Genomic DNA, 20,566 nt, shown 5'->3' on the forward strand with positions numbered 1-20,566 from the left:
CCCCGCGTGGGGCCGCCCGGCTGCCTCCAGCCTCACGCCTGCCTGGCGACTAACGGGGCCACGCCCGACCAATGCTCAGCAAGTCAACATTCAAGGCGCCTTCGTCGTGGGCGACAGCTTCGGACTGGGCTGGGGAAACAACGGCAGCGGTCCGTGGTCCAGGACAGGTGGATGCGGTACGAACTGAACGCAGCCCGCGCTCGCTGAGAACTAGGTGATCGGGTACTCCTGGCGGAACGCCCAGCGGCCAGGTGGATAGGTCGACTCGTCGAACTGCGCGGGGGAGTCGGTTCGTCCGCGCCGACCCCGCGCCCAAGGAATCCGCCGGAGGTATATTGCGGGCGTCGTATCGCTGCGAGAGACGGCCTTCTGGTGGGCGCGTCCATGGGGTTAGCGATCTCGGCGCTGGCTGCCCGGGACGTGGATGGGCTGTTGGGTGCATCCGCCGTGAATCTGGCCGAACGGCGGACAGCCTCCGTCCGGCTCCGGGGTGACGTGCGCGAGCCAGGCGAAGTATCCATAGTCGGCAAGGTGGGCATCGGGCATGTACCGGTCGGCGGTTGCCGACCCGGCCGACGCGAAGAAGTACAGCAGGGGCACGAGCAGCAGCCCGATCGGTACCGCGTACAGCGCCCCTCGCTGCGGCTCAGACAGTTGTCGATGGATCGTGGCCGCCGCGTACCTGACTCCGAGGCCGGCTAGTAGCATCAGGCAGCACAGCAGGACCGGGGTTGTGCGTGGGTAGAGCCGGACCAGCCCGTCGGCATACACCCGGCTGGCCAGCAGCATCCGAACCAGCCAAGCCCCGCAGGCGCCGCAGAGCAGGGTCACCACGGCCGTTCGCCGCCAGCCCAGAACGATCGCCACGCCTAGCCCGACCACCAGCAGCACGGTGAACACCCCAACGTTCGCGAGCTCACCGGGTGGTGGCCACGGACCGTCGCGCAGGTCTAGCGGGCGGTCGTCGCGCCACATCGCGATGAAGGTCGGCTCGGTGTAGGTGTCGAAGTATGCGTAGGCGTCCGAGGCGCCACCGCGAGCACTGAACAGCCCCCGCAGATGGATCCAGCTCACCGCGACGAACACCGCGGCCGTAGTGCCACCCAGTGCCAGGATGGCCGGCCATCGAGTGCGCCACGGCGCCAAGACGGCCAAGGCCACCGCGACCCCTGGGGCAAGCCAGACGAACCACCCGGAGTAGAGCAGGAACAGCAGCCCGAACGTTACCCCAAATAGCGCGCCCGCCAGCGCAGCCCCGCGCACCGCGCCGCGCGGCCCCGGCTGCGCTGCGGCCGATCGCGCGTGCTGCACGAATGCGATGATCACCGGCAGGAGCACGACCAGCACGATCTCCCGGTATGGCTTCAGCGGAACGATCACGGTAAGAGACGCCACCACTCCGATCGACAACGCCCAACCCGGACGCATCAGCAACCGCCACGCCAAGTAACTGGCCGGTCCGAACAGCGCGGTCCCGATGATCTGTAGGTCCTTCAGTGCGAACGCCAGCGGCATCTCGCGCAACCAGGAATAAGCGGCAAGTGCATACAAGAACAACGGGGGGTAGTGATCGGTGGTCGGTTGACCTGCCCGCATCCGTTGAATCCAGTCGAGCAGATCCTTGTAGTCACCCTGCCCGGCCCACAAACCGTACGGCGTGCCGTGCAGCGCGACGACCACCCCGCCGGCGACCGCTCCGGTAGCCAGCCCAGCGGCTGCCGCGCAGCCCAGCCGGACCAGCCCATCGCGGCTCCCGCCACGGCGCACCCGCTCCACGATCAGCAAGCCCGCCACGAGCACCCCCGCCAGCAGCGCGTACCACACCTGAACCCCGGCAAGCCCGCTGACCTGCCCGACCCGATCGATCGGATCGACCTCGACGAAGGTACTAACCCCGGTGAGCAGCAGCGCCGCCCCGACCGCGGTCACCGCCTCCAGAACCGGCCATCGCCACCGTCGCAAATTCATGACCGAGAGAATCCTACGGAGCCCTCCTCCGGACTCCAGCAATATCCCGCGCCGCCTATCGGAGGCTGTGGTCGATGTTGTCGACGCCCTTTACACCCGAGCGGTCGCAGGTTCGAACCTGCCGCGCCCACCAGCTTGACCAGCACGGACGCAATACCGAACGATCATCGGTGTTGAACGTGACACGGGCGGGCTATTGTCGTGCCGGGAACCTCCTCGTGATCCGGTGGGGTTCAGTTCCTTCGGCGTCCGGATCGTGCTCGCCCGAGTGATTGCGCGCTGCAGGCTGGCGGGAGCCTGTCCCTGCGCCGATAGTCGAGGAGTGGCGATGTCATCGACCCCGGGATGGCCGGAGTGGCCCGACTCGCCACCTCCTGCCGTAGGGACGTGGTACGGCCCTGGAACGGGACTTCCTCCGTTCCCGCAACCGGCCGGTTTGCCGACCGGCCCGCCAGTCCAGTCGCCCCCGCCGTCCAAACTCAACACGTTGGCCGTGGTGGCGTTCGTGCTGGCGTTCGTGGTGTCGCCGGCGGCGATCGCGCTCGGTGTCATCGCCCGCGGACAGATCCGCCGCACCGGCGAGTCCGGGAACGGGCTGGCCACCGCCGCTGTGGTCCTCGGCAGCGTGTTCACTGTGGGCGGCGTGGCCGCGGTCGCGGTGCTCGCGAGTGTGCTGTTCAAGGCCATGCCTGCGCTCTACCCGCATCCCGGGCTCGCGTCACCGACCCCCACAGTCGCTGCCCCGCCGCCCTCGCGCAGCGCCGGCGACCTCGCACGCGATCTCAGCGGACAGCTCACGCGCGGCGGAGCGAACGTCCGCGACGCCACGTGTCCGGAGGACCTGCCGGCCATCCCCGGGCGGACCGTGCGCTGCACCGCCGTGTTCAGCGACGGGCAGCCGGTTGATCTACTCGTCACGGTGACGTCGGTCAACGGCGAATCGATGCACTATGAGTATCGGCCCGAGGCCCGTCCGATTGCGGAGTCGTTGCTGGAACCCAGGGTGTCAGAGTTGCTCGCCGACCAGACCGGGTCCAGGCCGCTGTCCGTCAGGTGCGCCGGTGATCTTCCGCCAGTCATCGGTCAGGAGGTGGACTGCTTGGTGAGCACCCGAGGCGGAACCGTGAGGGTGGCTGTGACCACGACCGGCACGGCGGGTGGGCGAGTCAGCTTCTCCATCGCGTCGAAGTAGTCCTCCGCGTCTCGCTCGCGGTCCTGTTGGCGATCGCACTCAGGGTGAGCCTCCGCCGGCCAAGCACCTCGGATCAGAACTGGCAGAGTGACGTCACTGAGGCGGTGCCCGCTGTGCGGATCAGCGCGACGGCGGTCTTCCAGGCGGCTGCGCGGGCAAGTCTCAGGAGGTGGCCCCGGCGGAGCGTTCGCCCTGACTGATCACAGGGAAGGGATCCGTGGCGAGGCCCTTCCAGAAGTTGAGCTGGGCGGTGTAGACGCCGTACCCGACAGTGAGGTTGCGCAGGCGCAGCTCGTTTCCCGGTCTCGTTCGCATGCGAGTCTCGATATCGGCAAGGGCGGCCAGGCGCCTCTCGTAGGCGATCACCTGACGGTTGGCCAGAGCACGGACATCCTCAGGCGTCGACAGCTCGATCGCCGCGATCTTGAGCAGCGCGACATCGCGGATCTCCATCGACGCATCGGTGGGTTCACGCACCCACTCCGTCACAGCGTCACGACCGGCTGGGGTGAGCTCGAGGACACGTCGGCGCCGACCACTCTCCTCCTGCTGCGCGGTGAGCAGTCCCGCCTCGACCAGGCGGACGCAGTCTCGGTAGACCTGCGCGCGAGGCACGGCCCAGAACTCCCCGGCCAGCCGTTCCAGCCCCGACTTGACCTGGTAGGCGGTAGAGGGGCCACGCAACGCGAGCACGATCAGCACCGCGTACGAGGACTCAGTCAAGGGAAGCGGCACCAGCCAAACGTACCATTGCGACCGTCTCAGTGAGACGTTAACGTCTGTCGGCGCAGGAGGCGCCGCGATGGGCTGCTCCGCCGATGGGACGGTTGATCGCCTCCGTCCTGATCATGGTCCGGGGTGGACTCGTCGCGTAGCCGACACGGCATCCCTCAGGCACAGGAGACCGTCATGAACGCTGAAGAGACCCGCGCGGTTGTCTTCCGGTTCTACAACGAGGTCGTGAACAGTCGCGACGCCGCCGCGGCGGGTGAGTTGATCGCCGACGACATTGAGTTCACCGATCCGACAGCGCCTGGCGGACAGCTCCACGGCAGGGCGGACGTGGGGCAGTTCATCGCTACGCTGCTGAACGCGTTCCCGGACTTTCACATGACTGTCGAGGACGGTGTCATCGTGGAAGGCGATAGAGCTGTCGCCCGCTGGGTCGCCCGTGGTACGCACGCCGGCTCGTTCGCCGGCGAGAACCCAAGCGGGCGGACCGTCACCGTCCAAGGCGTCGACGTATTCATTGTCAGCGCCGGACAGATCCAGAAGATGTGGGTGTACCTCGACACCGCGAGTTTGGCGCAGCAACTCGGACTCGCGCCGATCCCCGCATAGGCGGACCACGTCCGCTGGGATTCTGTGCCCAACGGTGAGTGGCGCCGACGGTTCGAGTGGTTCATCCAGTCGCGCGGACACCCGCGCTGCCGCCAGGACCGGGACCGCAGTCCGCGATCGTGCCGGCGGCATGGCGGCATTCGGGCTGTTTCTGATGCGGTCCGTTGACAGCAAGGCTGGTCACGAGGACTGTGCCTAATCATGTTCGGGGAAACTACGACACATTGGAAAGTCAAACGTCGTGAGGTAGCGCGCCGCGAGATCCTGTCCGCCGCGTGGGCGGCGGCGCGTGAGAACGGCATGGCGGCGCTCACGTTGCGCGATGTGGCGGAGCGGGTGGGCATGCGCGCGCCGTCGCTGTACTCGCATTTCGACTCCAAGCACGCGATCTACGACGCGATGTTCGGCGAGGCGTGGACGAGCTATGTCGATGTGATCGAGGAGCTGGTCGTGCCCGCGCGCCCGCGGCCGGCGCTGCGCCTGATCGCCACCACCTTCTTCGACTTCGCGGTGGCCGATCTGGCCCGCCACCAGCTGATGAACGTGCGCACCATCCCGGACTTCACCCCGAGTGAGGAAAGCTACGCGCCCGCCGTACGCGCCTTCGCCCGCATGCGCGAGGCACTCGCCGCCATCGGCGTGCACGAGGACGCCGACATCGACCTCTACACAGCGCTCATCACCGGACTGATCGACCAGCAGTGGGCTAACGATCCGGGCGGGACCCGGTGGGCCCGGCTCGTCGACCGCGCCGTCGACATGTACGCCGATGCACTCGGACTGCCGGAGGAACCGACATGACCACCACAGACACGCCCCGGGCCGCGCGCACCAGGCGATCCGCGCTGGACCGTGAGACCGCCATGCGGCTGGCCGCCACGGAGTACCAGCGCTTCCTCGACCAGATCCGCACACTGGACGGCACCGACTGGGCGGCGCCGACCGACTGCCCGGCATGGGACGTACGGGCGATGGCCACGCACAACCTCGGGATGGCCGTGATGGCCTCGTCGTTCCGGGAGATGGTGCGCCAGAACATGAAGGCCACCAAGCGCGGCGGCGTGTTCATCGATGCGCTGACCGGACTGCAGGTCGAGGAGCGCTCAACCATGACACCGGACCGGATCGTGCAGGCCTATGCCGGGATCGTCGAGCCGGCCGCCCGCGGCAGGCGACGCAGGTCGGTCGCAATGGCCCGCGTACCGATGCCAGTGACGGAGACCCTCAACGGCGTCGAGGAGCGGTGGAGCTTCGGCTTCCTCTACGACACGATCCTCACCCGCGACACGTGGATGCACCGTGTCGACACCGCGCAGGCAACCGGCCGTGCCTTGGCGCTCACCGCGGAGCACGACGGCCTGCTCGTGGCCGATGTCGTCGCCGAGTGGGCGAGCCGGCACGGCCGTCCGTACACGCTGCACCTGACCGGGCCTGCCGGCGGCACCTGGTCCCACGCGGCGGGCGGCCCCCAGCTCGAGCTCGACGCGATCGAGTTCTGCCGCACCGTGTCGCGCCGCTTGCCCGGCACCGGTCTGCTCGATGTCGAAGTCCCCTTCTGACGAACCGCTCGTCAAGGCCAGCGGCGGGGCGCGATGGCGCGTCGCGGCGCTGGCCCTGATCACACCGATCGGGCCCCTCGCTGTCGCGGGAGAGCGCTCGGAATCCACAAGCCCTCTTAAATGAGAGGAACCTACTCTCGGCTCGCCGTAGCGGCAGCGCTCAGGACAGCACTCCGGTCGGGAGTAGGGCGTGCACGCCCCAGACCTGGTTGGCGATCTGCGTAACTCGCATGTCGACGCACGTGCTCGCCAGCGCCAGCGCTGTTGCCCGGTCCAGGTCGAAGAGCAGCTGCATCCAGGACACCATGTCGTCCAGGGCGTCGCCGGTGGCCTTGTTGAGGTCGGCATGGAAGCCGAACGTCACGCGCCCGGCTGGCGTCTCGGCGTGTACTGACGGCAACGGCCGATCCGGAGCCACGTCGATGACCACCTCGCTGGTCATCGGGCATTCGATCGCGGAGCCGCCCACCTCACCGTCGCCCTGGGCGGCGTGGCCGTCACCGAGGTAGAGCAGCGCCTCGGGCACGTCGACCGGCAGGTACAGCGTTGAGCCGGCCACCAGCTCCCGGCAGTCGATGTTTCCCCCGGTGCTGCCGCGTGGCGGGATTGTCGAGTGCTCGCCAGGTTCGGCGGGCGCCACGCCCATGACCCCGAGGAACGGGGCGAGCCTGCGCACGAACCCGCGGGACTCGGTGGCCTTGCCGGCATCGGCGTCCAGCTCCCAGAGCAGCCACGATGGCGACCCGACGGCGAGGCCGAGCCGCTGGGTGACCGGCGATTCCTTGGCACCGGCCACCGTCCAGCCCCACGTGCCGGGGTGCAGCCCGACGACGTGCACAGAAAGCATGTCTCCGCGTCGTGTGCCGCGTACTGCGATCGGCCCGGTGAGGCAGTGCCCTCGGCGATTCGGGAACATTTGCGGCCGCGCCTGCCCGGGCGCGGTCTGACGTTCCAGGTGGCCAGCCGCGTCGAGCGACCCGACCACGACGGTGTCACCCGGGTCGACGGTGATCGCGGGCGGGTGATCCGCGGAGAACACGTCGGCCGTCGTCCGCGGCGTCGGGTCGAGTACGTGGCTGGTCATGGGCACCTCTCGTCGAGGACGTCGGAATCGGATAATGCGCCGACCGCCGGCGGCCAGGCCGCCGGATGAAGTTCGGGTAAGGCAGTGGCGGCGATTCGCCCCTATGTACAGAATTAATGTGTGGGCCAGGCCTGATCATTGGTGCAGCAGAGCGACAGGCCGCACCGGGCTGGCTGTACCGCCACGCATCGGTAGGGGAAGGACGATGAAGGTGAACTCCCTCCCGACCAGTCGCTTGAGATTATTCAACTGTTGCACCATCGGAACTCCGCCTTTGAGGAAGGCGGTGTGGGTGGGCTCCCACCACTTGTCCGGGTCATCGATAGCGATGAGATCGGTGCAGAAGAGAGTGATTCCACGCTCGACCAGCCAACGTGCGCTCTCGTCGGTCACGTGCGGCCGTTCGGTGAAGAAGTCCTCGGTCCCCCAGTTCACGTCCTGACCGGTGCGCAGCACGACGGCCGTCCCAGGGCCGATCGTCTTGCCACTCGCGCGCTCGGCCTCGGCCAGATCCCGCGGTTCGATCGGTTCGTGTGCCCGTTTGTGGGAGACGTCGAGAAGGTGGCCCGGCAGGATCAGGTTCTGGAGCGGCACATGATCGACGGACACTCCATTCTCGTCGAAATGAGAGGGGGCGTCGAGGTGGGTGCCGGTGTGCTCGCTGAGCAGCATCATCTTGTTGTGCAGGGCGCGGCGTCCGTCGCTCGGACGCCGAGTGTTGTCGAAGTCGTCCACGGTCCAGAACGCGGTGATCTTAGCGGCGTGACAGGGCATCCCGGTGTAGAGCTCGTGCCCGAGGTCAACGATCTCGTCGAAGTTCATTGATCTTCTCCAGGGTGATGCAACAATGGCTCAGAGGCCGACGGTGGTGAGGGAATGGAGGAACCGTTTAGTCTCGGGCTGTTGGGGCGCCTCCAAGATTTGGAGTGGCGTGCCCTGCTCCACGACCCGCCCGTTCTCGATGAAGATCACCCGGTCGGCGACGTCGCGGGCGAAACGGATTTCGTGGGTCACTACGAGCATTGTCATACCGCCGGCGGCCAAGCGGCGCATGACGGCGAGCACCTCGCCGACCTTTTCGGGGTCAAGCGCACTGGTCGGTTCGTCGAAGAGCATCAGTTTGGGATGAGTGGCCATAGCTCGGGCGATGGCCACTCGCTGCTGCTGTCCTCCCGAGAGTTGGTGTGGCATCTTCTCCGCGTGATCGGCAAGACCGACTTCGGCGAGCAGCGCCAAGGCCTGATGAGTGACCTCAGATGGATCCTGGTTATGTACGAAGATCGGTGCCAGGCGGACATTTTCCAGGGCGGTCAGATGGGGGAACAGGTTGAAATGCTGAAAGACCATCCCGATGCGGGCCTCGGCTCGTGCCGTCGCCAGCCTTGACGCCGAGCGTTCTGAGGCACCCGATGGTGTGTAGCCGATGTGGCGACCGTTCACGGTGATCGCGCCGCCGTCGAGGGACTCGAGATGGTTGATCAGACGCAGCAACGTGCTCTTGCCACTGCCGCTGCCGCCCAGCACGGCGACGACCTCACCGCGGTGCATGGTCAGGTCAAGACCGTCGAGCACCATCCGGCCGCCGTAGCTCTTCCGCACGCCATCACAGACCAGGACCGGCTGATGAACGTCGGGAACCCGAGGGTGCCGGTCGACGGGTTCGCCGAGGGGTAGACGGGCGTCTACGGGTTCCGGGCTCAGTGCGACACCGGGGGAGCGCCGCGATCGAGTTGAGTAGCGAGGCGCCTTCGGTACCCGTTCAAGACTCATCCGCCGCTCGAATCGACCTTGTCCGAGTGCGACGCCTGAGGTGAGAACGAGGTACATCAGGCCAGAGGCGAGGAAGATCGGAAAGAAAACGAAGGTCTGCGACGACAGGAACTGGCTGCGCTGCGTCAACTCGCTCACCGAGATCACCGACGCAAGCGAGGTGCCCTTGATCAGGTTGATGAACTCGTTGCCCAGACTCGGCAGGATCGCCCGCAGAGCGAGCGGCATAACAATGTGTCGCCTGGTGACCCGCGGCGACATGCCCAGCGCCTGAGCGGCCAGTGTCTGATTCCGGTCGACAGAGAGGATGCCACCTCGAATGATCTCGGCGAAGAACGCGGACTCATTGATGGTGAATCCGATAATCGCGGTCGGGATGGGCGCCAGAACGACGCCGACTGCTGGTAGCACGTCGAAGAGAAACAAGAGTTGTAGTAGTAGCGGTGTACCTCTGATGAGCCAGATGTATCCGCCGGCGAGTGCGCGCAAAGGGGCCACGGGGGCTATGCGGACCTCGGCCAGGATCGCTCCGAGAATGACAGCTCCCACCAAAGAGGCGGCGGCGATCTCGACAGTAGTCAGCGCCCCCTGCCACAGATAGGGCAAGGTTAAGTACTGCAGATATTCGCGCATCAGCGGCCTTTCGCGGGACCGTTACCGGACAGGGACGATCCATGGCGTGCAGAGCTAGAGCAGTGCGCGTCGACGCATAGCCGCGCCGCCGCACCCGTGACCTACGGAAGTTCGGTGGCGGGCGCCTGACTGGCTGGATCGATCTTCCAATTCGTGAACAACGACTTCTCAGTGCCGTCGGCCTGCACGGACTTGACCGCGGCGAGTGTCGCGGCCTGCAGCGATGTGCTGGATTTGTTGAACGCGATACCGATGGGGGATCGGAACTCCGTGATCGGGGCGGTGCCACTGAGTCGGCTCGGGTACTTGGTGACGGTCTGCTCGACCATGCTCACCGGATCGATCGTCGCGTCGCTGCGACCCGCGAGGACACCCTGAACACACCCATTGAAGTCATTGAACGTGTTGATCGCGATCGGCTTATTGCCGGCTGCGGTGCATGCATCACTCTGCGTCTGTACGAATCCAGCCTGCACCGTTCCCGGGAAGACGGCGATGGAGTTTCCGCACAATGCGGTCACACTGGTCAACGACTTCGGGTTGTCATGCGCAACCAGCAGGGCTTCCTCGTCATTTTGGTAAATGACGAAGTTTACCTGCTTCGCTCGAGTGGCCGATGCGATCAGATTCGCGACGACCATATCAATCCGGCCAGCCTGAAGGGACGGCACGAGCGTCTGGAAATCGGAGGGAGAGAACGAGTAAGTGAACCCCGCGCATTTGCTGACCGCATCGAGGAAGTCAACGTCGAATCCGACGATCTTAGATGGGTCGCTGGGATCAATCGACTCGTAGCTGGGTTGCGTCGGCGACGTACCGACCGTGTAGTGCTTGCCCACAACGCCCGGGTTGGCCTTCTGACCCGCCGCGCACGCGGCGGAGACCGGGCTGGCGTTGGCGTTTCCGCTGGTGCCGCCGCCGGCAGAGCACCCAGCGACCAGCAGGCCGAGGGACGCAACCGCGGCGCATGTCCGCACGGATACAGCGAAGCGAAATAGTTTACGCACGGCGCATTCCTCTCGGAGGAAACAGAAAGGAGTCGCGGGGTAGAGCTTGACTAGATCAGGGGATAGTTCTGGGTTGTCAGCTCAGCGACTTCCTGAAGATGTTTGAGCATGGCATCACCGGCGGCGTCTTTGTCTCCGGCCGCAACCGCATCGAGAATCTCGCGATGACCTCGATAGGAAACTTCACGCGAGTGTCTTGTCGCGTGAGAAAGCTCGCGAATGGCGCGAGTCCACGAGCTGGCCAAGGTGTTCAATGAAGCAAGTAACGGATTTTGCGAGGCTTGAGCCAGCAACAGGTGAAATTCCAGATCCAGTTTCACCGAACCCGCGGCGTTCAATCCCTCGACAGTGTGCAGGAGCACACCGTCGAGGGCGATGAGGTTAGCGTCGGTCGCCCGGCAGGCAGCCAGCCGCGCGATCTGCGGCTCGATCGTCTCCCGCAGCTCCGCGACATCACGCAGCTTGCGGTCCTCGCCGGAGATGTGTTCGTAGAGGTCGCGCACGTACTCTGGTGGTGGCAGCACGATGGTTCCGCGACCCGGTCGCCGTTCGATAAGTGTCTTCGCCTCCAACTCGTGCATCGCCTCGCGCAGCGACGCCCGCGACACCTGCAAGTCCGCGGCGAGATCGCGCTCCGCGGGCAACCTGTCTCCCGGATTCAGCTCACCGATGGTGATCAGGCGTTCCAGATGCGCCACGATCTGCACGCTCACACTGCGCGCTCGCGGGCCGAGCGGGCTGATGAGGCGATGCGTCACGTGCCACCGTCCAGAACTTGGTCTGACCATCTGACGAACGTGACGCTACGTCGAGGCGGAAAGCGGCAGAAGGTGCGTAACAAGACCGATACGAACAGTTACGGCGCCGATACGACGTACCTGCAGGTGGTGGATCAGCAACTTCGATCGCGACGACCTGGGTGTCGTCCACGGCCCGAACATGGCATCGCCACGAGTACGCCGCTTCGCGCGATCACAGCGGCGGCCCGTTCGCGGGCGCCGCTCGGGCCGAACTGGTCATCCGGTGGGATCGCAACCGCGACTGGCTGGCCCGCCCCGCGGTCACGGCGAGTAAACCGCAGCCAGCAGCTGTGATGGTGGCGGCGCGGTTCGTGGGATGCGCGAAACGCCTGGCTGCTAGCTTGCCCGCGCCAGATGGCGTGATCCACTACCGGCCCACCCAGATGGTGACCGCAGCGTTCAGGCCCGGATAGAGGCGAATGTCGTCCGTGATCGCCGGCCGGACGCGCACGGCGATGTACTGGTCGATCTTCTGGATGTTGGTGGGATCCAGGTCGGTCGAGGGATAAATGGTGAAGTTCCCGGCGGCGGAGGCCTGGAGCTGTTCGACCACGCCGGCGACGACGCGGTTCGGGTACGCGTCGAGCCGTACCTCCGCCGCGTCGCCGACCCGGACGCGCCGAACGTCGGTCTCCGGAACACGGGCCGTGATGTAGACGCGTTGCGGGTCGTACCCGACGGCCAGTGTCTGACCGGCACGCACGTAGGTACGGTCCGCCACGGCCTTGAGGCCGACGAGGCCGGGGCCAGGGGCCTTGATGACGCGGCTGACCCGCGGGACACCGCCGACCCCGGTCACCCGCCCGAGCACCTGTCCGTGCCGGAAGGACGTGCCTTGGCTCGCGCTCCAGCTCTCCAAGATCCCGCTGGACGGAGCGTTGATCAGGATCTGGTCCGCGTCGACCTGCGCGTTGTCGGTGGAGATGTAGTAGCGGTCGTGGGCGAGGTAGGTGGTGCCGAGCCCCACCAGTTCGCAGAGCGCAAGGACAGCGACGAAGATGAGCAGTCGGCCGGCGTTGCGCACGGTCCTTGCCGAGTGGGGGACCGACACGTAGGTGAACCCGTCGGGTTCGAGGACGGTGGGCGACGGGCCGGCGCCGTTGAGTTCCGGGCCGTTGTGTTCCGGCGGCGGTGCACCGGCGGATGTCGGCGCCTGCGTCGCGGTTGTCTTCTCGATCGTCGGGGCGCGCATCAGACCCCGACCTCGACCAGTTCGCCACGGGACATCCGGGGTGGCGTCGGCCAGTTCGTGAGGAAGATGAGCGCGATGACGGCCAGGGTGCCCACGCCGACCAGGAGGTAGGCGTCGCTGTAGGCCGCCGTGAGGCTGCGTACCTGCACGCTCTGCCACAGCGGGACCAGCCCGCCTGGGCCTTGCTGCTGCAGCTGCAGGATCCGTGGCTCGTGGTAGGGGGCGCTGATGTCGAGCAGCGCGGACCGGTCGGCGAAATGTTGGGCGCGCCGCGCGGTGACCAGGACGGAAATCGCGGCCAATCCCAGCGCTGCGCCGGTGCGTTGCACCATGGTGCGGAAAACAATGCCGTCGGGCACCAGGCGCGTCGGGAGCACGTAGATCGCGCCGCCGAGCATGGGCAGCATGACGAGGCCCATTCCGAGCGCGCGGACGCAGAGCAGAAGGACAACCCTCGGATGGGGCAGGTCGACATTGAGCTGGCCGAGCATGAGGGTGGCCCCGCCCATCAGAACGAGGCCCAGGATGGTGACCTTCCTGGCTCCGATGAGCTGCCACAGAATGCCGGACAGCGGTATGCCGATGATCCAGACGATGGCCTGGGGCACAAAAATCATCCCCGCCTGGCTCGGAGTCAAGGTTTGGGCCTGTTGCAGGAACATCGGGAGGAAGGCGAACACGCAGGTCAACCCGGTGAACATAGCCTCGAGAACCACCAGCGCGACGACGAATGGGCGGAACGTGAAGATCCGCAGATCCAGCAGTGGGTTCGCGACCCGCAGCTCTACCGCGACGAACGCCACCAGGGCGTTCGCGCCCACGGCGAGGAGCGCCAGGATCGGGTAGCTGGTCCAGCCCCACTGCGGGCCTTTGGACAAGGCGAGCAGGACGGCGCTGCAGCCCAGCGCGATGCACACGAACCCGGGGAAGTCGAAGGGCGGCGGTGCGCCACTGGGTGGCATTCGCGGCAGCAGCAATGCGGCCGCTCCCATGCCGAGCAGCGCGGCGGGGGCTCCGGCGAGAAATACGAAGCGCCAGTTGAGATACTCGACGAGGTACCCGCCGATGAAGGGCGCGAAGCCCGGCGCCGAGATGGCGATGATGGCGAACATGCCCAATGCGATCGACTGGCTCGCCTTCGGTATCAACTTGTAGATGATTCCGACGCAGACGATCGGGGTGAGGGCGCCCGGAATTGCTTGGAGAATGCGAAAGGCGACGAGCGATTCGATATTGGTGGCCGAGGCGCACAGTGCGGACGTCACTGCATATCCGAGCAGAGCGGCAAAGTACATGCGACCGAGGCCGAAGCGGCGGCACAGCCAGACGGCGGCGGGAATCACCACCCCCTGGGAGAGCTTGTACGCCGTGGTGACCCACTGGACACTCTCGCTCGTGGCCCCGAGATCCTTCCCGAGCGCGGGGTAGGCAATGCCCACGATCGCGGAGTCCAGGGTGGACACGAACATGCCGATCGACACGGTGACGACCACCGGCAGCAACCAGCGGAGCGGCCCGGGGGGCCGACCAGCGGCCGGCTCGGTCGCGGGCGCGAGGGGTGTGCCCGCAGCCGGCTCGGTCCCGCGCTCCGGGCGGGATGGGGTGATCGTCGTACCGGAGTCCCTGCCGTCGGCGCCGTCCGCATATCGGTCATGACGCAAGGTGACCCCTGCACTTTCATGGTCATTGAGCTGTGAAAATGAAAATGCCGCGCAAGAATAGGTCGTGTGGGCCGAACCGTCAACCCGTCCTTGAGAAATAACCACTTAGTTTAGGCAATTATGATCACGGTTGGATCGAATTCCGACGAACCATTATTACTCGCATAATGGGGCGCTGGAGGTCCATAAGAAACCCGGTACGGTTACGCCGGTTCTGTCGTGGGGAGCCAGGTGCCGTCGAGCGGGATGCCGGCACGGCGTAGGCCGTGCGCACGGTGGAGAACATGTCGCCGCTCGCGGCCGGGCTGTCGTCGGTGCAGTCCGAGCTCGGCCGCCAGTTTCAGGTCGTCGGCGACGATGTCCTTGGTGGTCATTTCCGGGCCGCGGAGCCCCAGGGCCATGGTGGGCAGGCCGTCGCCCGGGAGTGCGGACCGGACGCGGCGGACCTCGGTGTCGATCGGGTCGCTGGTGCGGAACCCGGCGCCGAAGCAGAAGACCGACCGCCCCGGGGCTGCTCGCAGTGCGTCGATCGCGGCGTCGGTGTGTTCGGGGGTCTGCGCGGCGTGGAACCAGTCCAGCATCGTGGTGACGCCCGATGCCACGGCTTCCAGCCGGCCGTGTCATGGGTGGGCGGAGGCGAGTGCTGTGTCGCCTGTGGCGAGCGTGGCGTCGGCCGCGGCGAGTGCGTCGGCGACCAGGTCTGCTGTGTCCTCGGTGCCGGCGGCCAACCTGACCAGGCCCGCCGGAACCCCGGACGCGGTTATCTGGTCCTCGCTGAGCATTCCGCGCCACATGGCCGCCGGATGCACGGCGAGTGACTCCACGCCGCCGAGGCTGGCTGACCGGCGGGGGTAGTGCAGCCGGCTGAGGAATGCCTCGGCCGCGTCGAAGCCGCCGGCGAGCTCGATGCCGAGTACCCCGCCGAAGCCGCTCATCTGGCTGGCCGCCACCGTGTGGTGCGGATGGCTCGGCAGGCCGGGATAGTGCACCCGGGCCACGGCCGGATGGTGGTTCAGCGCCTCCGCGAGGGCTTGGCCGTTGGCGTTGTGCCGTGGCAAACGCAGCGGCAGCGTGCGCAGCCCGCGCAGCAGCAACCACGCGTCGAACGGGCCGAGCGTGGCGCCGGTGAGCAGGGCGACGTCCCAGATCTGGTCCAGGATCTGGGCCGGGCCGGCCAGCACGCCGGCGGAGACGTCGGAGTGGCCGTTGAGGTACTTGGTCGCGCTGTGCCAGACCACGTCGATGCCGAGGTCCGCAGGTCGCTGGTTGAGCGGGGTGGCGAAGGTGTTGTCCGCCATGGTCAGCACGCCGTGCGCGTGGGCGAGGTCCGCGATGGCGCGCAGGTCGGTGATCTGCAGGAGCGGATTGCTGGGTGACTCCAGCAGGATCAGGCGGGTCTTCGGGGTGAGTGCCCGCTCGAACGCCGCCGGATCGGCCTGGTCGACCTGGGTGATCGACACACCCCACCGCGGCAGCAGGTTCAGCAACACCGACGCTGTGCCGCCGTAGGTGGACTTCTGCCCGATCACATGGTCGCCGGCGGATACCAAGGCCAGTACGGCGGTGGTGAGTGCGGCCATCCCGGAGGCGGTGACCATGGCCGCCTCGGTGTGCTCCAGTTCCGCGACGACCGCCGCGACCTGAGCGTGGTTCGGGTTGCCGTAGCGGGTGTAGAAGGCCTGTCCCCGTGGGTCCACTGCGGCCCCCGCGAACTGTTCCGCGTCCTCGGCCCAGAACGCCGCAGTCTGGTAGATGGGCCGGGCCACGGCATGGCTGGGGTGGACGTCGCGATCGGCGTGAACGGCGACTGTGCTGCTGCCCGGCATGGTTGCTCTTTCCCGTGGACTGCCTGGTGGGACGTCACAAGGGTGGCCGACCGGCGTGCTGGCGGGGGCTGATCTCGGCAACTTTGGCAGCAACTAGCGCCTGAGTTGGGGCATCAGGATGTGGTAGCTCGCGTGACTGGGCAATAATCTGCCAACGTGGATGACGTGGACCGGTCGATACTGGCCGTGCTCGACAAGCACGGTCGGATCAGCAACGCCGAACTCGCCGCCCGGGTCGGGTTGTCGCCGTCGCCGTGCCTGCGGCGCGTGCGCCGACTGGAGCAGACCGGGACGATCCGCGGCTATCGGGCGCTGATCGACCCCGCCGCGGTCGGCCGCGGCCTGCGGGTGTTCGCCGGTGTCCGGCTCGTGCGGCACTCCCGCGCGGATGTGGTCGCGTTCGAGCGTGCGGTCGTGCGACTGTCCGAAGTGGTGCACTGCCACCACGTCACCGGCAACTACGACTACCTGCTCCAGGTCGAGGTCGCCGACCTGCCCGCCTACGAGGACTTCCACGCCAACCGGCTGGCCAGCCTGCCCGGCGTGGCCGCGGTGACCAGCTACGTCACCATGAAAACCCTCCCCGCCGACACCGCGTGACAATCACGAACCTGGCGACGTTCATGGATACTGGTCGGTGGTTGGGGAATTGCGTGTGGGTCAGAAATTCCCGCCGATGTCCAGCACCGGCTTGTTGGCGGTGCTGGACCCGCCGTCGGCGTCGGCCACAGCGGTTGCGATGTCCGAGGGCTTGTACCGGACTGCCGGCGGCAATCGCAACGCGCCTGAGTTGAGCCGATCAAGCACCGTCGAGACAACGTTGACGGATTCGGCCAGGGGTGTTGTCTCGAGCCAGTGGAACAAGAACCAGCCTTCGACCCGGGTGCCGCGGTAGATCATTTTTGGTGCGAAGACTGGCATCTCGAACGCGGACCGGTCGGTTTGCCGGTGTGACGACAGCGCGCCGAACACAAGCAGCCGGCCTCCCGGGGCGAGCGTTTCAGCGAGCGTGGCGCCGACCTGCCCGGCGACGCAGTCGATCGCTTTGCGCGGGCCGCCGTGGGTCGCTTCGATCAGTTGCCCGGCCCAGTCGGGGTCGGTGGTGCACAACGTGATGTCCGCGCCGAGCGCGGCGAGTTCCTCAATCTGGGCGTGTCGACGGACAAGGTTCACGGTGCGGAACCCCTCCGAGCGCGCAAGTTGCAGTACCAGTCGGCCGACGGTCGAGCCGGCCGCGGTCTGGGTGAGCAGTTCACCGTGGGCGAGGCGGTGCTCGCCAACGGTGAGCATCCAGGCTGCCACCGGGTTGATGATGGCTTGGGCGGCGTCGTCGTCGCTCACCCCGTGGGGTACGACGACGAGTTGGCCGGCCGGGCACACGACCCGCTGCCGCCAGGTGCCGATGACGTTGAGCAGCACGACCCGGGTTCCGGGCGCCGGCGTGGTGACGCCTGAACCGAGCTCCTCGACGACTCCGACCGCCTCGATGCCAGGGCTGGCGGGTAGTGGTGGCTGGCGCCCGTAGCGGCCGCGGATGATGTGCAGGTCCGACGGGTGGACGGGGGCGAGCAGGATGCGGACCGCGACCTCGCCGGGTCCGGGCGCCGGATCGGGCAGGTCCCGCAGGCCTAGGACCTGCGATGGTTCGCCGTTGGTTTCGAACACAAAGGCTTTCACGATGTTCCCTGTGGGATCGGCCGGTGGCGTGAACGACGTGCTCAGATGCCTTCGATGATGCGCGTGTCAGGCTCCGCGAAACCGTCCACAACGGCCAGCGCCGCCTGATACGCATCGCTGTCCTATGGGGGCGCCGTGGACTTGTCAAGATCTGGGACTGAAGATCTTTTAGATTCAGCCGGCGTCGTCCATACCGCCCGCCGAAAGCCCGCCGGTGGCCGAGGATCAGGGCTCGAAGCGGAACAGCACCTTGCCGTTGCGGCGGCCGGACGCGGCATGCTCGAAGGCTTGCTTGTAGTCGGTCAGCGCGTATGTCGCCTCGACGGGGGCGGTGAGCTCGCCGGTGGCCACCAGCTCGGCCAGTTGGCGGTAGGTGTCCAGGACCTCGGCTCGCGGGGTGGACCGGAGCCAGTTGATCAGCCAGAAGCCGGTGGTCGCGATCTCGTTGAACACGCTGTCGAGCACGGACACGGCCGGGGGCTTCCCGCTCACGAAGGCGTAGCTCACCGCCTTCCCGCCGAACCGCAACGCATGGGCGAGCTCGCCAACGGCCGAGCCACCCACCCCGTCGAGCACCAGAGCCAATCGCTGCCCGTCCAGTGCGGCGGTGATCCGTTCACCCAGGTCGTCGCCGTCGACGAGGACGAGGTCCCCGCCGGCCCGCCGCGCCACGTCGGCCGCGGCATCCCGGCGCACCACGTTGAGGCTGCTCAGACCCAGTCGCTTGGCCAGCGCGATCACGTACAGCCCCACGGCCGAGTTCGCCGCGGTCTGTCCGACCCAGTCACCGGGGGCCAGCGAGGTGAACCGGTGCAACAGCACCCAGGCAGTGGGCGGGTTGATCCCGGCCATCGCCAGTTGCAGCGGATCGGCGTCCCCGTTCACCACCACCACGTTCGTCTCGGCGACCACGAACTGGTCGGCCCAGGTGCCCTGTTCGTAGGTGGGGAGGATCATCACCCGCTGACCCAGCAGGTCAGGAGACGTTGCCGGACCGGCCTCGACGACCCGCCCGACCCCCTCGGCGCCGACCGGGTAGGGCAGCCTCGGCCGCTCGGGGTACAGCCCCCGGATCAGCAGAAAATCCGAGTCGTTGACCGGCGCCGCCTCCATCCGCACCAGCAGCTCACCCGGACCGGGCCGCAGCCCGTCGGTCGAGTCCACCGCGATCGACTCCACCGGGTCACCGAACGCGGTCAGCAACAGCCGTGTCATGTTCCGCCCCTCCGCGTCAGGCCGGCACATCGACGCGCGGCCGGCTGGCGACCGCCTCGGCGATGCCCTGCACCCGCTCGGGAGCCAGCCCCACCAACTCGGCGGCCGTGGCGCTGTGCCAGGCGGCGCCGTCCACCCCCCATGTCCCGCTGGGGATCTCCGCCACCAGGCAGAAGACCCTGGGCGTTGCGCCGTCCGAGCCGCCGCCGTCGGCCTTCAGGATCGCATCGGTTACCTCACGCACCAGGCCGTCGATCCGCGACTGCTCCATGAATCCGGCCATCACGGACACCTGCGCCCGATACACCGGTCGGGCCGGCTGGGCCCCGCCGACGCTGATGTGCGCCGGGGGCCGCTCGTCCAGGTACACCCAGGCGATCGAGGCGGTGGCGGGCGACTCCGGCAACGCCTCCCAGCGCAGACAGGTGCGCCACAACGTCTGCAGCAGCTCGGTCTTGGCCGACTCGGACAGTGCGCCGGCCGGATAAGTCAGGTCGATCATCGGCATGAGTACTCTCCACTTCTCGTAATTATGACACTTGTACTAATCGTGCAAACCGTAGCTGCCCGACCCGTGGCTGTCTACAGGACAACTGTCCTAAATCTCGGTTATGCTGCACCGGTGGTTGATCGATCCGAGACCAGGGCGCGCATGATCGAGGCCGCATCACGGCTGCTGCGACGGGACGGCTACGCAGCCACCGGGCTGCGCGCGGTCGTGGCCGAGGCCGGCACGCCCTGGGGCTCGGCACACCACTGCTTCCCCGGCGGCAAGGAGGAACTGGCCGTCGCGGCGATCCAACACGGCGGAACGCAGGTGCTCGGGGCACTGGAGCACGCCTTGGCCGAGGGAACCGACCTCGCCGACAGCGTCCGGCGCTGGTTCGCCCTGACCGGCCACAGTCTCGCCGCCAGCGACTACCGCGACGGATGCCCGGTCGCGGTCGTGGCACTGGAGGTGACCCCGGGCTCGGACCAGCTCGCCGACGCGTGCGCGGCCGAGGTCCGCGGATGGACGAGCAGACTCGGGCAGGCCCTGGTCCAAGCGGGCTTCTCGGCACAGCGGTCTGAAGAACTGGCCACCGTCATCGTGTCCGGTCTCGAAGGGGCCCTACTCGTGGCCCGCCTCTCCCGGAACACCTCCGCCCTCACCGTCACCGCCGACGCCATGGCGTCGCTGCTCCAGCGCCCGGTTGCTCCGACTGGGAATGAAAAACCGTAGCGTCGCCGCGAGCATGCAGGAGGCCCATGTGTGTATCCGACCGGCTCGGCCCCGACCCGGCCATCCTGTCGCGGCCGCGGGGGCCATGCTGCCGGCGGTGGCTCTGTTCACCGTCGCCAGCTGCTCGGCCTCATCCTCCAGCGGTGCGGGGCCGCGGCCGCCAGCCTCGAGCCGTCTGCCGGGAGCCCACCTCAGTCCACCAGCCAAGCGGCCCCGGCAGCTCGGCCCGACGCGGCGCGGCATTCGACAGGTGCGGCAGGCGGCGCCCACGGCACGTTCACGGCATTTGCTGGGGACTGGATCGGGCACACCCGCTCCCTGACGATCTCCTCCTCCGGCCACGGCGAGGAACACGTCAACGACGGCTGCTGCACCACGCTCCTCGACATGACCTTCGAGCTGTCCGCGCCGCCCTGCGG

Annotated in this window: 20 protein-coding genes and 1 pseudogene; 6 read left to right on the forward strand and 15 right to left on the reverse strand. The window is 67.3% G+C overall.

Going from position 1 to position 20,566, the window contains the following annotated elements:
• Positions 1–390 precede the first annotated feature (390 nt).
• Entirely contained in the window at positions 391–1,968 is a 1,578-nt protein-coding gene (locus tag ACTXG6_RS20115; protein WP_445189334.1) for a hypothetical protein, read from the reverse strand.
• Positions 1,969–2,461: 493 nt separating this feature from the next.
• Between ACTXG6_RS20115 and ACTXG6_RS20120 the strand changes: the two genes are divergently transcribed.
• Positions 2,462–3,160 (forward strand): DUF4333 domain-containing protein, encoded by a 699-nt coding sequence (locus ACTXG6_RS20120; protein ID WP_445190056.1) that lies wholly within the window; start codon positions 2,462–2,464, stop codon positions 3,158–3,160.
• Positions 3,161–3,322: 162 nt separating this feature from the next.
• Here the strand turns inward: ACTXG6_RS20120 and ACTXG6_RS20125 are convergent, their stop codons facing one another.
• Complete coding sequence (locus tag ACTXG6_RS20125; protein ID WP_445189335.1) at positions 3,323–3,862, reverse strand: PadR family transcriptional regulator; 540 nt, start codon at positions 3,860–3,862, stop codon at positions 3,323–3,325.
• A 207-nt stretch (positions 3,863–4,069) separates the two neighbouring features.
• Between ACTXG6_RS20125 and ACTXG6_RS20130 the strand changes: the two genes are divergently transcribed.
• The 3 genes from ACTXG6_RS20130 (at position 4,070) to ACTXG6_RS20140 (ending at position 6,060) form a co-directional block, all read left to right on the forward strand.
• Positions 4,070–4,501, forward strand: a complete 432-nt coding sequence (locus tag ACTXG6_RS20130; protein ID WP_445189336.1) for an ester cyclase — start codon at positions 4,070–4,072, stop codon at positions 4,499–4,501.
• Between the two features lie 201 nt (positions 4,502–4,702).
• Positions 4,703–5,302 carry a TetR/AcrR family transcriptional regulator gene (locus ACTXG6_RS20135; protein WP_445189337.1) on the forward strand — a complete coding sequence of 200 codons (600 nt, stop codon included), beginning with the start codon at positions 4,703–4,705 and terminating at the stop codon, positions 5,300–5,302.
• Positions 5,299–6,060, forward strand: a complete 762-nt coding sequence (locus ACTXG6_RS20140; RefSeq protein WP_445189338.1) for a maleylpyruvate isomerase family mycothiol-dependent enzyme — start codon at positions 5,299–5,301, stop codon at positions 6,058–6,060. The genes ACTXG6_RS20135 and ACTXG6_RS20140 overlap by 4 nt, the downstream gene beginning before the upstream one ends.
• A 160-nt stretch (positions 6,061–6,220) precedes the next feature.
• On the opposite strand, the gene ACTXG6_RS20145 is transcribed toward ACTXG6_RS20140, so the two are convergent.
• The 10 genes and pseudogenes from ACTXG6_RS20145 to ACTXG6_RS20190 form a co-directional block, all read right to left on the reverse strand.
• Positions 6,221–7,144, reverse strand: a complete 924-nt coding sequence (locus tag ACTXG6_RS20145; protein WP_445189339.1) for an acetamidase/formamidase family protein — start codon at positions 7,142–7,144, stop codon at positions 6,221–6,223.
• Positions 7,145–7,279: 135 nt separating this feature from the next.
• Positions 7,280–7,966, reverse strand: coding sequence for a cyclase family protein (locus ACTXG6_RS20150; protein WP_445189340.1), 687 nt, complete (start codon positions 7,964–7,966; stop codon positions 7,280–7,282).
• A gap of 30 nt (positions 7,967–7,996) precedes the next feature.
• On the reverse strand, positions 7,997–8,719 hold the full coding sequence (locus ACTXG6_RS20155; protein WP_445190057.1) for an amino acid ABC transporter ATP-binding protein: 723 nt from the start codon (positions 8,717–8,719) through the stop codon (positions 7,997–7,999).
• A 201-nt stretch (positions 8,720–8,920) separates the two neighbouring features.
• Positions 8,921–9,547, reverse strand: a pseudogene (locus tag ACTXG6_RS20160) (amino acid ABC transporter permease); the annotation flags it as partial.
• A gap of 101 nt (positions 9,548–9,648) precedes the next feature.
• Positions 9,649–10,554, reverse strand: a complete 906-nt coding sequence (locus tag ACTXG6_RS20165; RefSeq protein ID WP_445189341.1) for an ABC transporter substrate-binding protein — start codon at positions 10,552–10,554, stop codon at positions 9,649–9,651.
• Positions 10,555–10,604: 50 nt separating this feature from the next.
• Positions 10,605–11,267 carry a FadR/GntR family transcriptional regulator gene (locus tag ACTXG6_RS20170; RefSeq protein WP_445189342.1) on the reverse strand — a complete coding sequence of 221 codons (663 nt, stop codon included), beginning with the start codon at positions 11,265–11,267 and terminating at the stop codon, positions 10,605–10,607.
• 454 nt (positions 11,268–11,721) lie between these two features.
• Complete coding sequence (locus tag ACTXG6_RS20175) at positions 11,722–12,546, reverse strand: HlyD family secretion protein (protein WP_445189343.1); 825 nt, start codon at positions 12,544–12,546, stop codon at positions 11,722–11,724.
• The gene (locus ACTXG6_RS20180; RefSeq protein ID WP_445189344.1) at positions 12,546–14,039 is read right to left on the reverse strand and encodes a DHA2 family efflux MFS transporter permease subunit; all 1,494 of its coding nucleotides are present in this window, start codon (positions 14,037–14,039) and stop codon (positions 12,546–12,548) included. The genes ACTXG6_RS20175 and ACTXG6_RS20180 overlap by 1 nt, the downstream gene beginning before the upstream one ends.
• A 371-nt stretch (positions 14,040–14,410) precedes the next feature.
• Positions 14,411–14,809 (reverse strand): hypothetical protein, encoded by a 399-nt coding sequence (locus ACTXG6_RS20185; protein ID WP_445189345.1) that lies wholly within the window; start codon positions 14,807–14,809, stop codon positions 14,411–14,413.
• 18 nt (positions 14,810–14,827) lie between these two features.
• Positions 14,828–16,033 carry a trans-sulfuration enzyme family protein gene (locus tag ACTXG6_RS20190; RefSeq protein ID WP_445189346.1) on the reverse strand — a complete coding sequence of 402 codons (1,206 nt, stop codon included), beginning with the start codon at positions 16,031–16,033 and terminating at the stop codon, positions 14,828–14,830.
• A 165-nt stretch (positions 16,034–16,198) separates the two neighbouring features.
• Here ACTXG6_RS20190 and ACTXG6_RS20195 point away from each other — a divergent pair, with 165 nt between their 5' ends.
• On the forward strand, positions 16,199–16,633 hold the full coding sequence (locus tag ACTXG6_RS20195; protein WP_445189347.1) for an Lrp/AsnC family transcriptional regulator: 435 nt from the start codon (positions 16,199–16,201) through the stop codon (positions 16,631–16,633).
• A 60-nt stretch (positions 16,634–16,693) separates the two neighbouring features.
• Here the strand turns inward: ACTXG6_RS20195 and ACTXG6_RS20200 are convergent, their stop codons facing one another.
• From ACTXG6_RS20200 to ACTXG6_RS20210, 3 genes are all read right to left on the reverse strand, one after another.
• The gene (locus ACTXG6_RS20200) at positions 16,694–17,710 is read right to left on the reverse strand and encodes a zinc-dependent alcohol dehydrogenase family protein (RefSeq protein ID WP_445189348.1); all 1,017 of its coding nucleotides are present in this window, start codon (positions 17,708–17,710) and stop codon (positions 16,694–16,696) included.
• 225 nt (positions 17,711–17,935) lie between these two features.
• Positions 17,936–18,925, reverse strand: a complete 990-nt coding sequence (locus ACTXG6_RS20205; RefSeq protein ID WP_445189349.1) for a zinc-dependent alcohol dehydrogenase family protein — start codon at positions 18,923–18,925, stop codon at positions 17,936–17,938.
• Positions 18,926–18,941: 16 nt separating this feature from the next.
• A complete protein-coding gene (locus ACTXG6_RS20210; RefSeq protein ID WP_445189350.1) occupies positions 18,942–19,433 on the reverse strand; it encodes a tautomerase family protein in 492 nt (163 codons plus the stop codon).
• 114 nt (positions 19,434–19,547) lie between these two features.
• Here ACTXG6_RS20210 and ACTXG6_RS20215 point away from each other — a divergent pair, with 114 nt between their 5' ends.
• Positions 19,548–20,147 (forward strand): TetR/AcrR family transcriptional regulator, encoded by a 600-nt coding sequence (locus ACTXG6_RS20215; protein WP_445189351.1) that lies wholly within the window; start codon positions 19,548–19,550, stop codon positions 20,145–20,147.
• The last annotated feature ends 419 nt before the right edge of the window (positions 20,148–20,566 follow it).

The organism is Pseudonocardia sp. Cha107L01, from assembly GCF_052566575.1.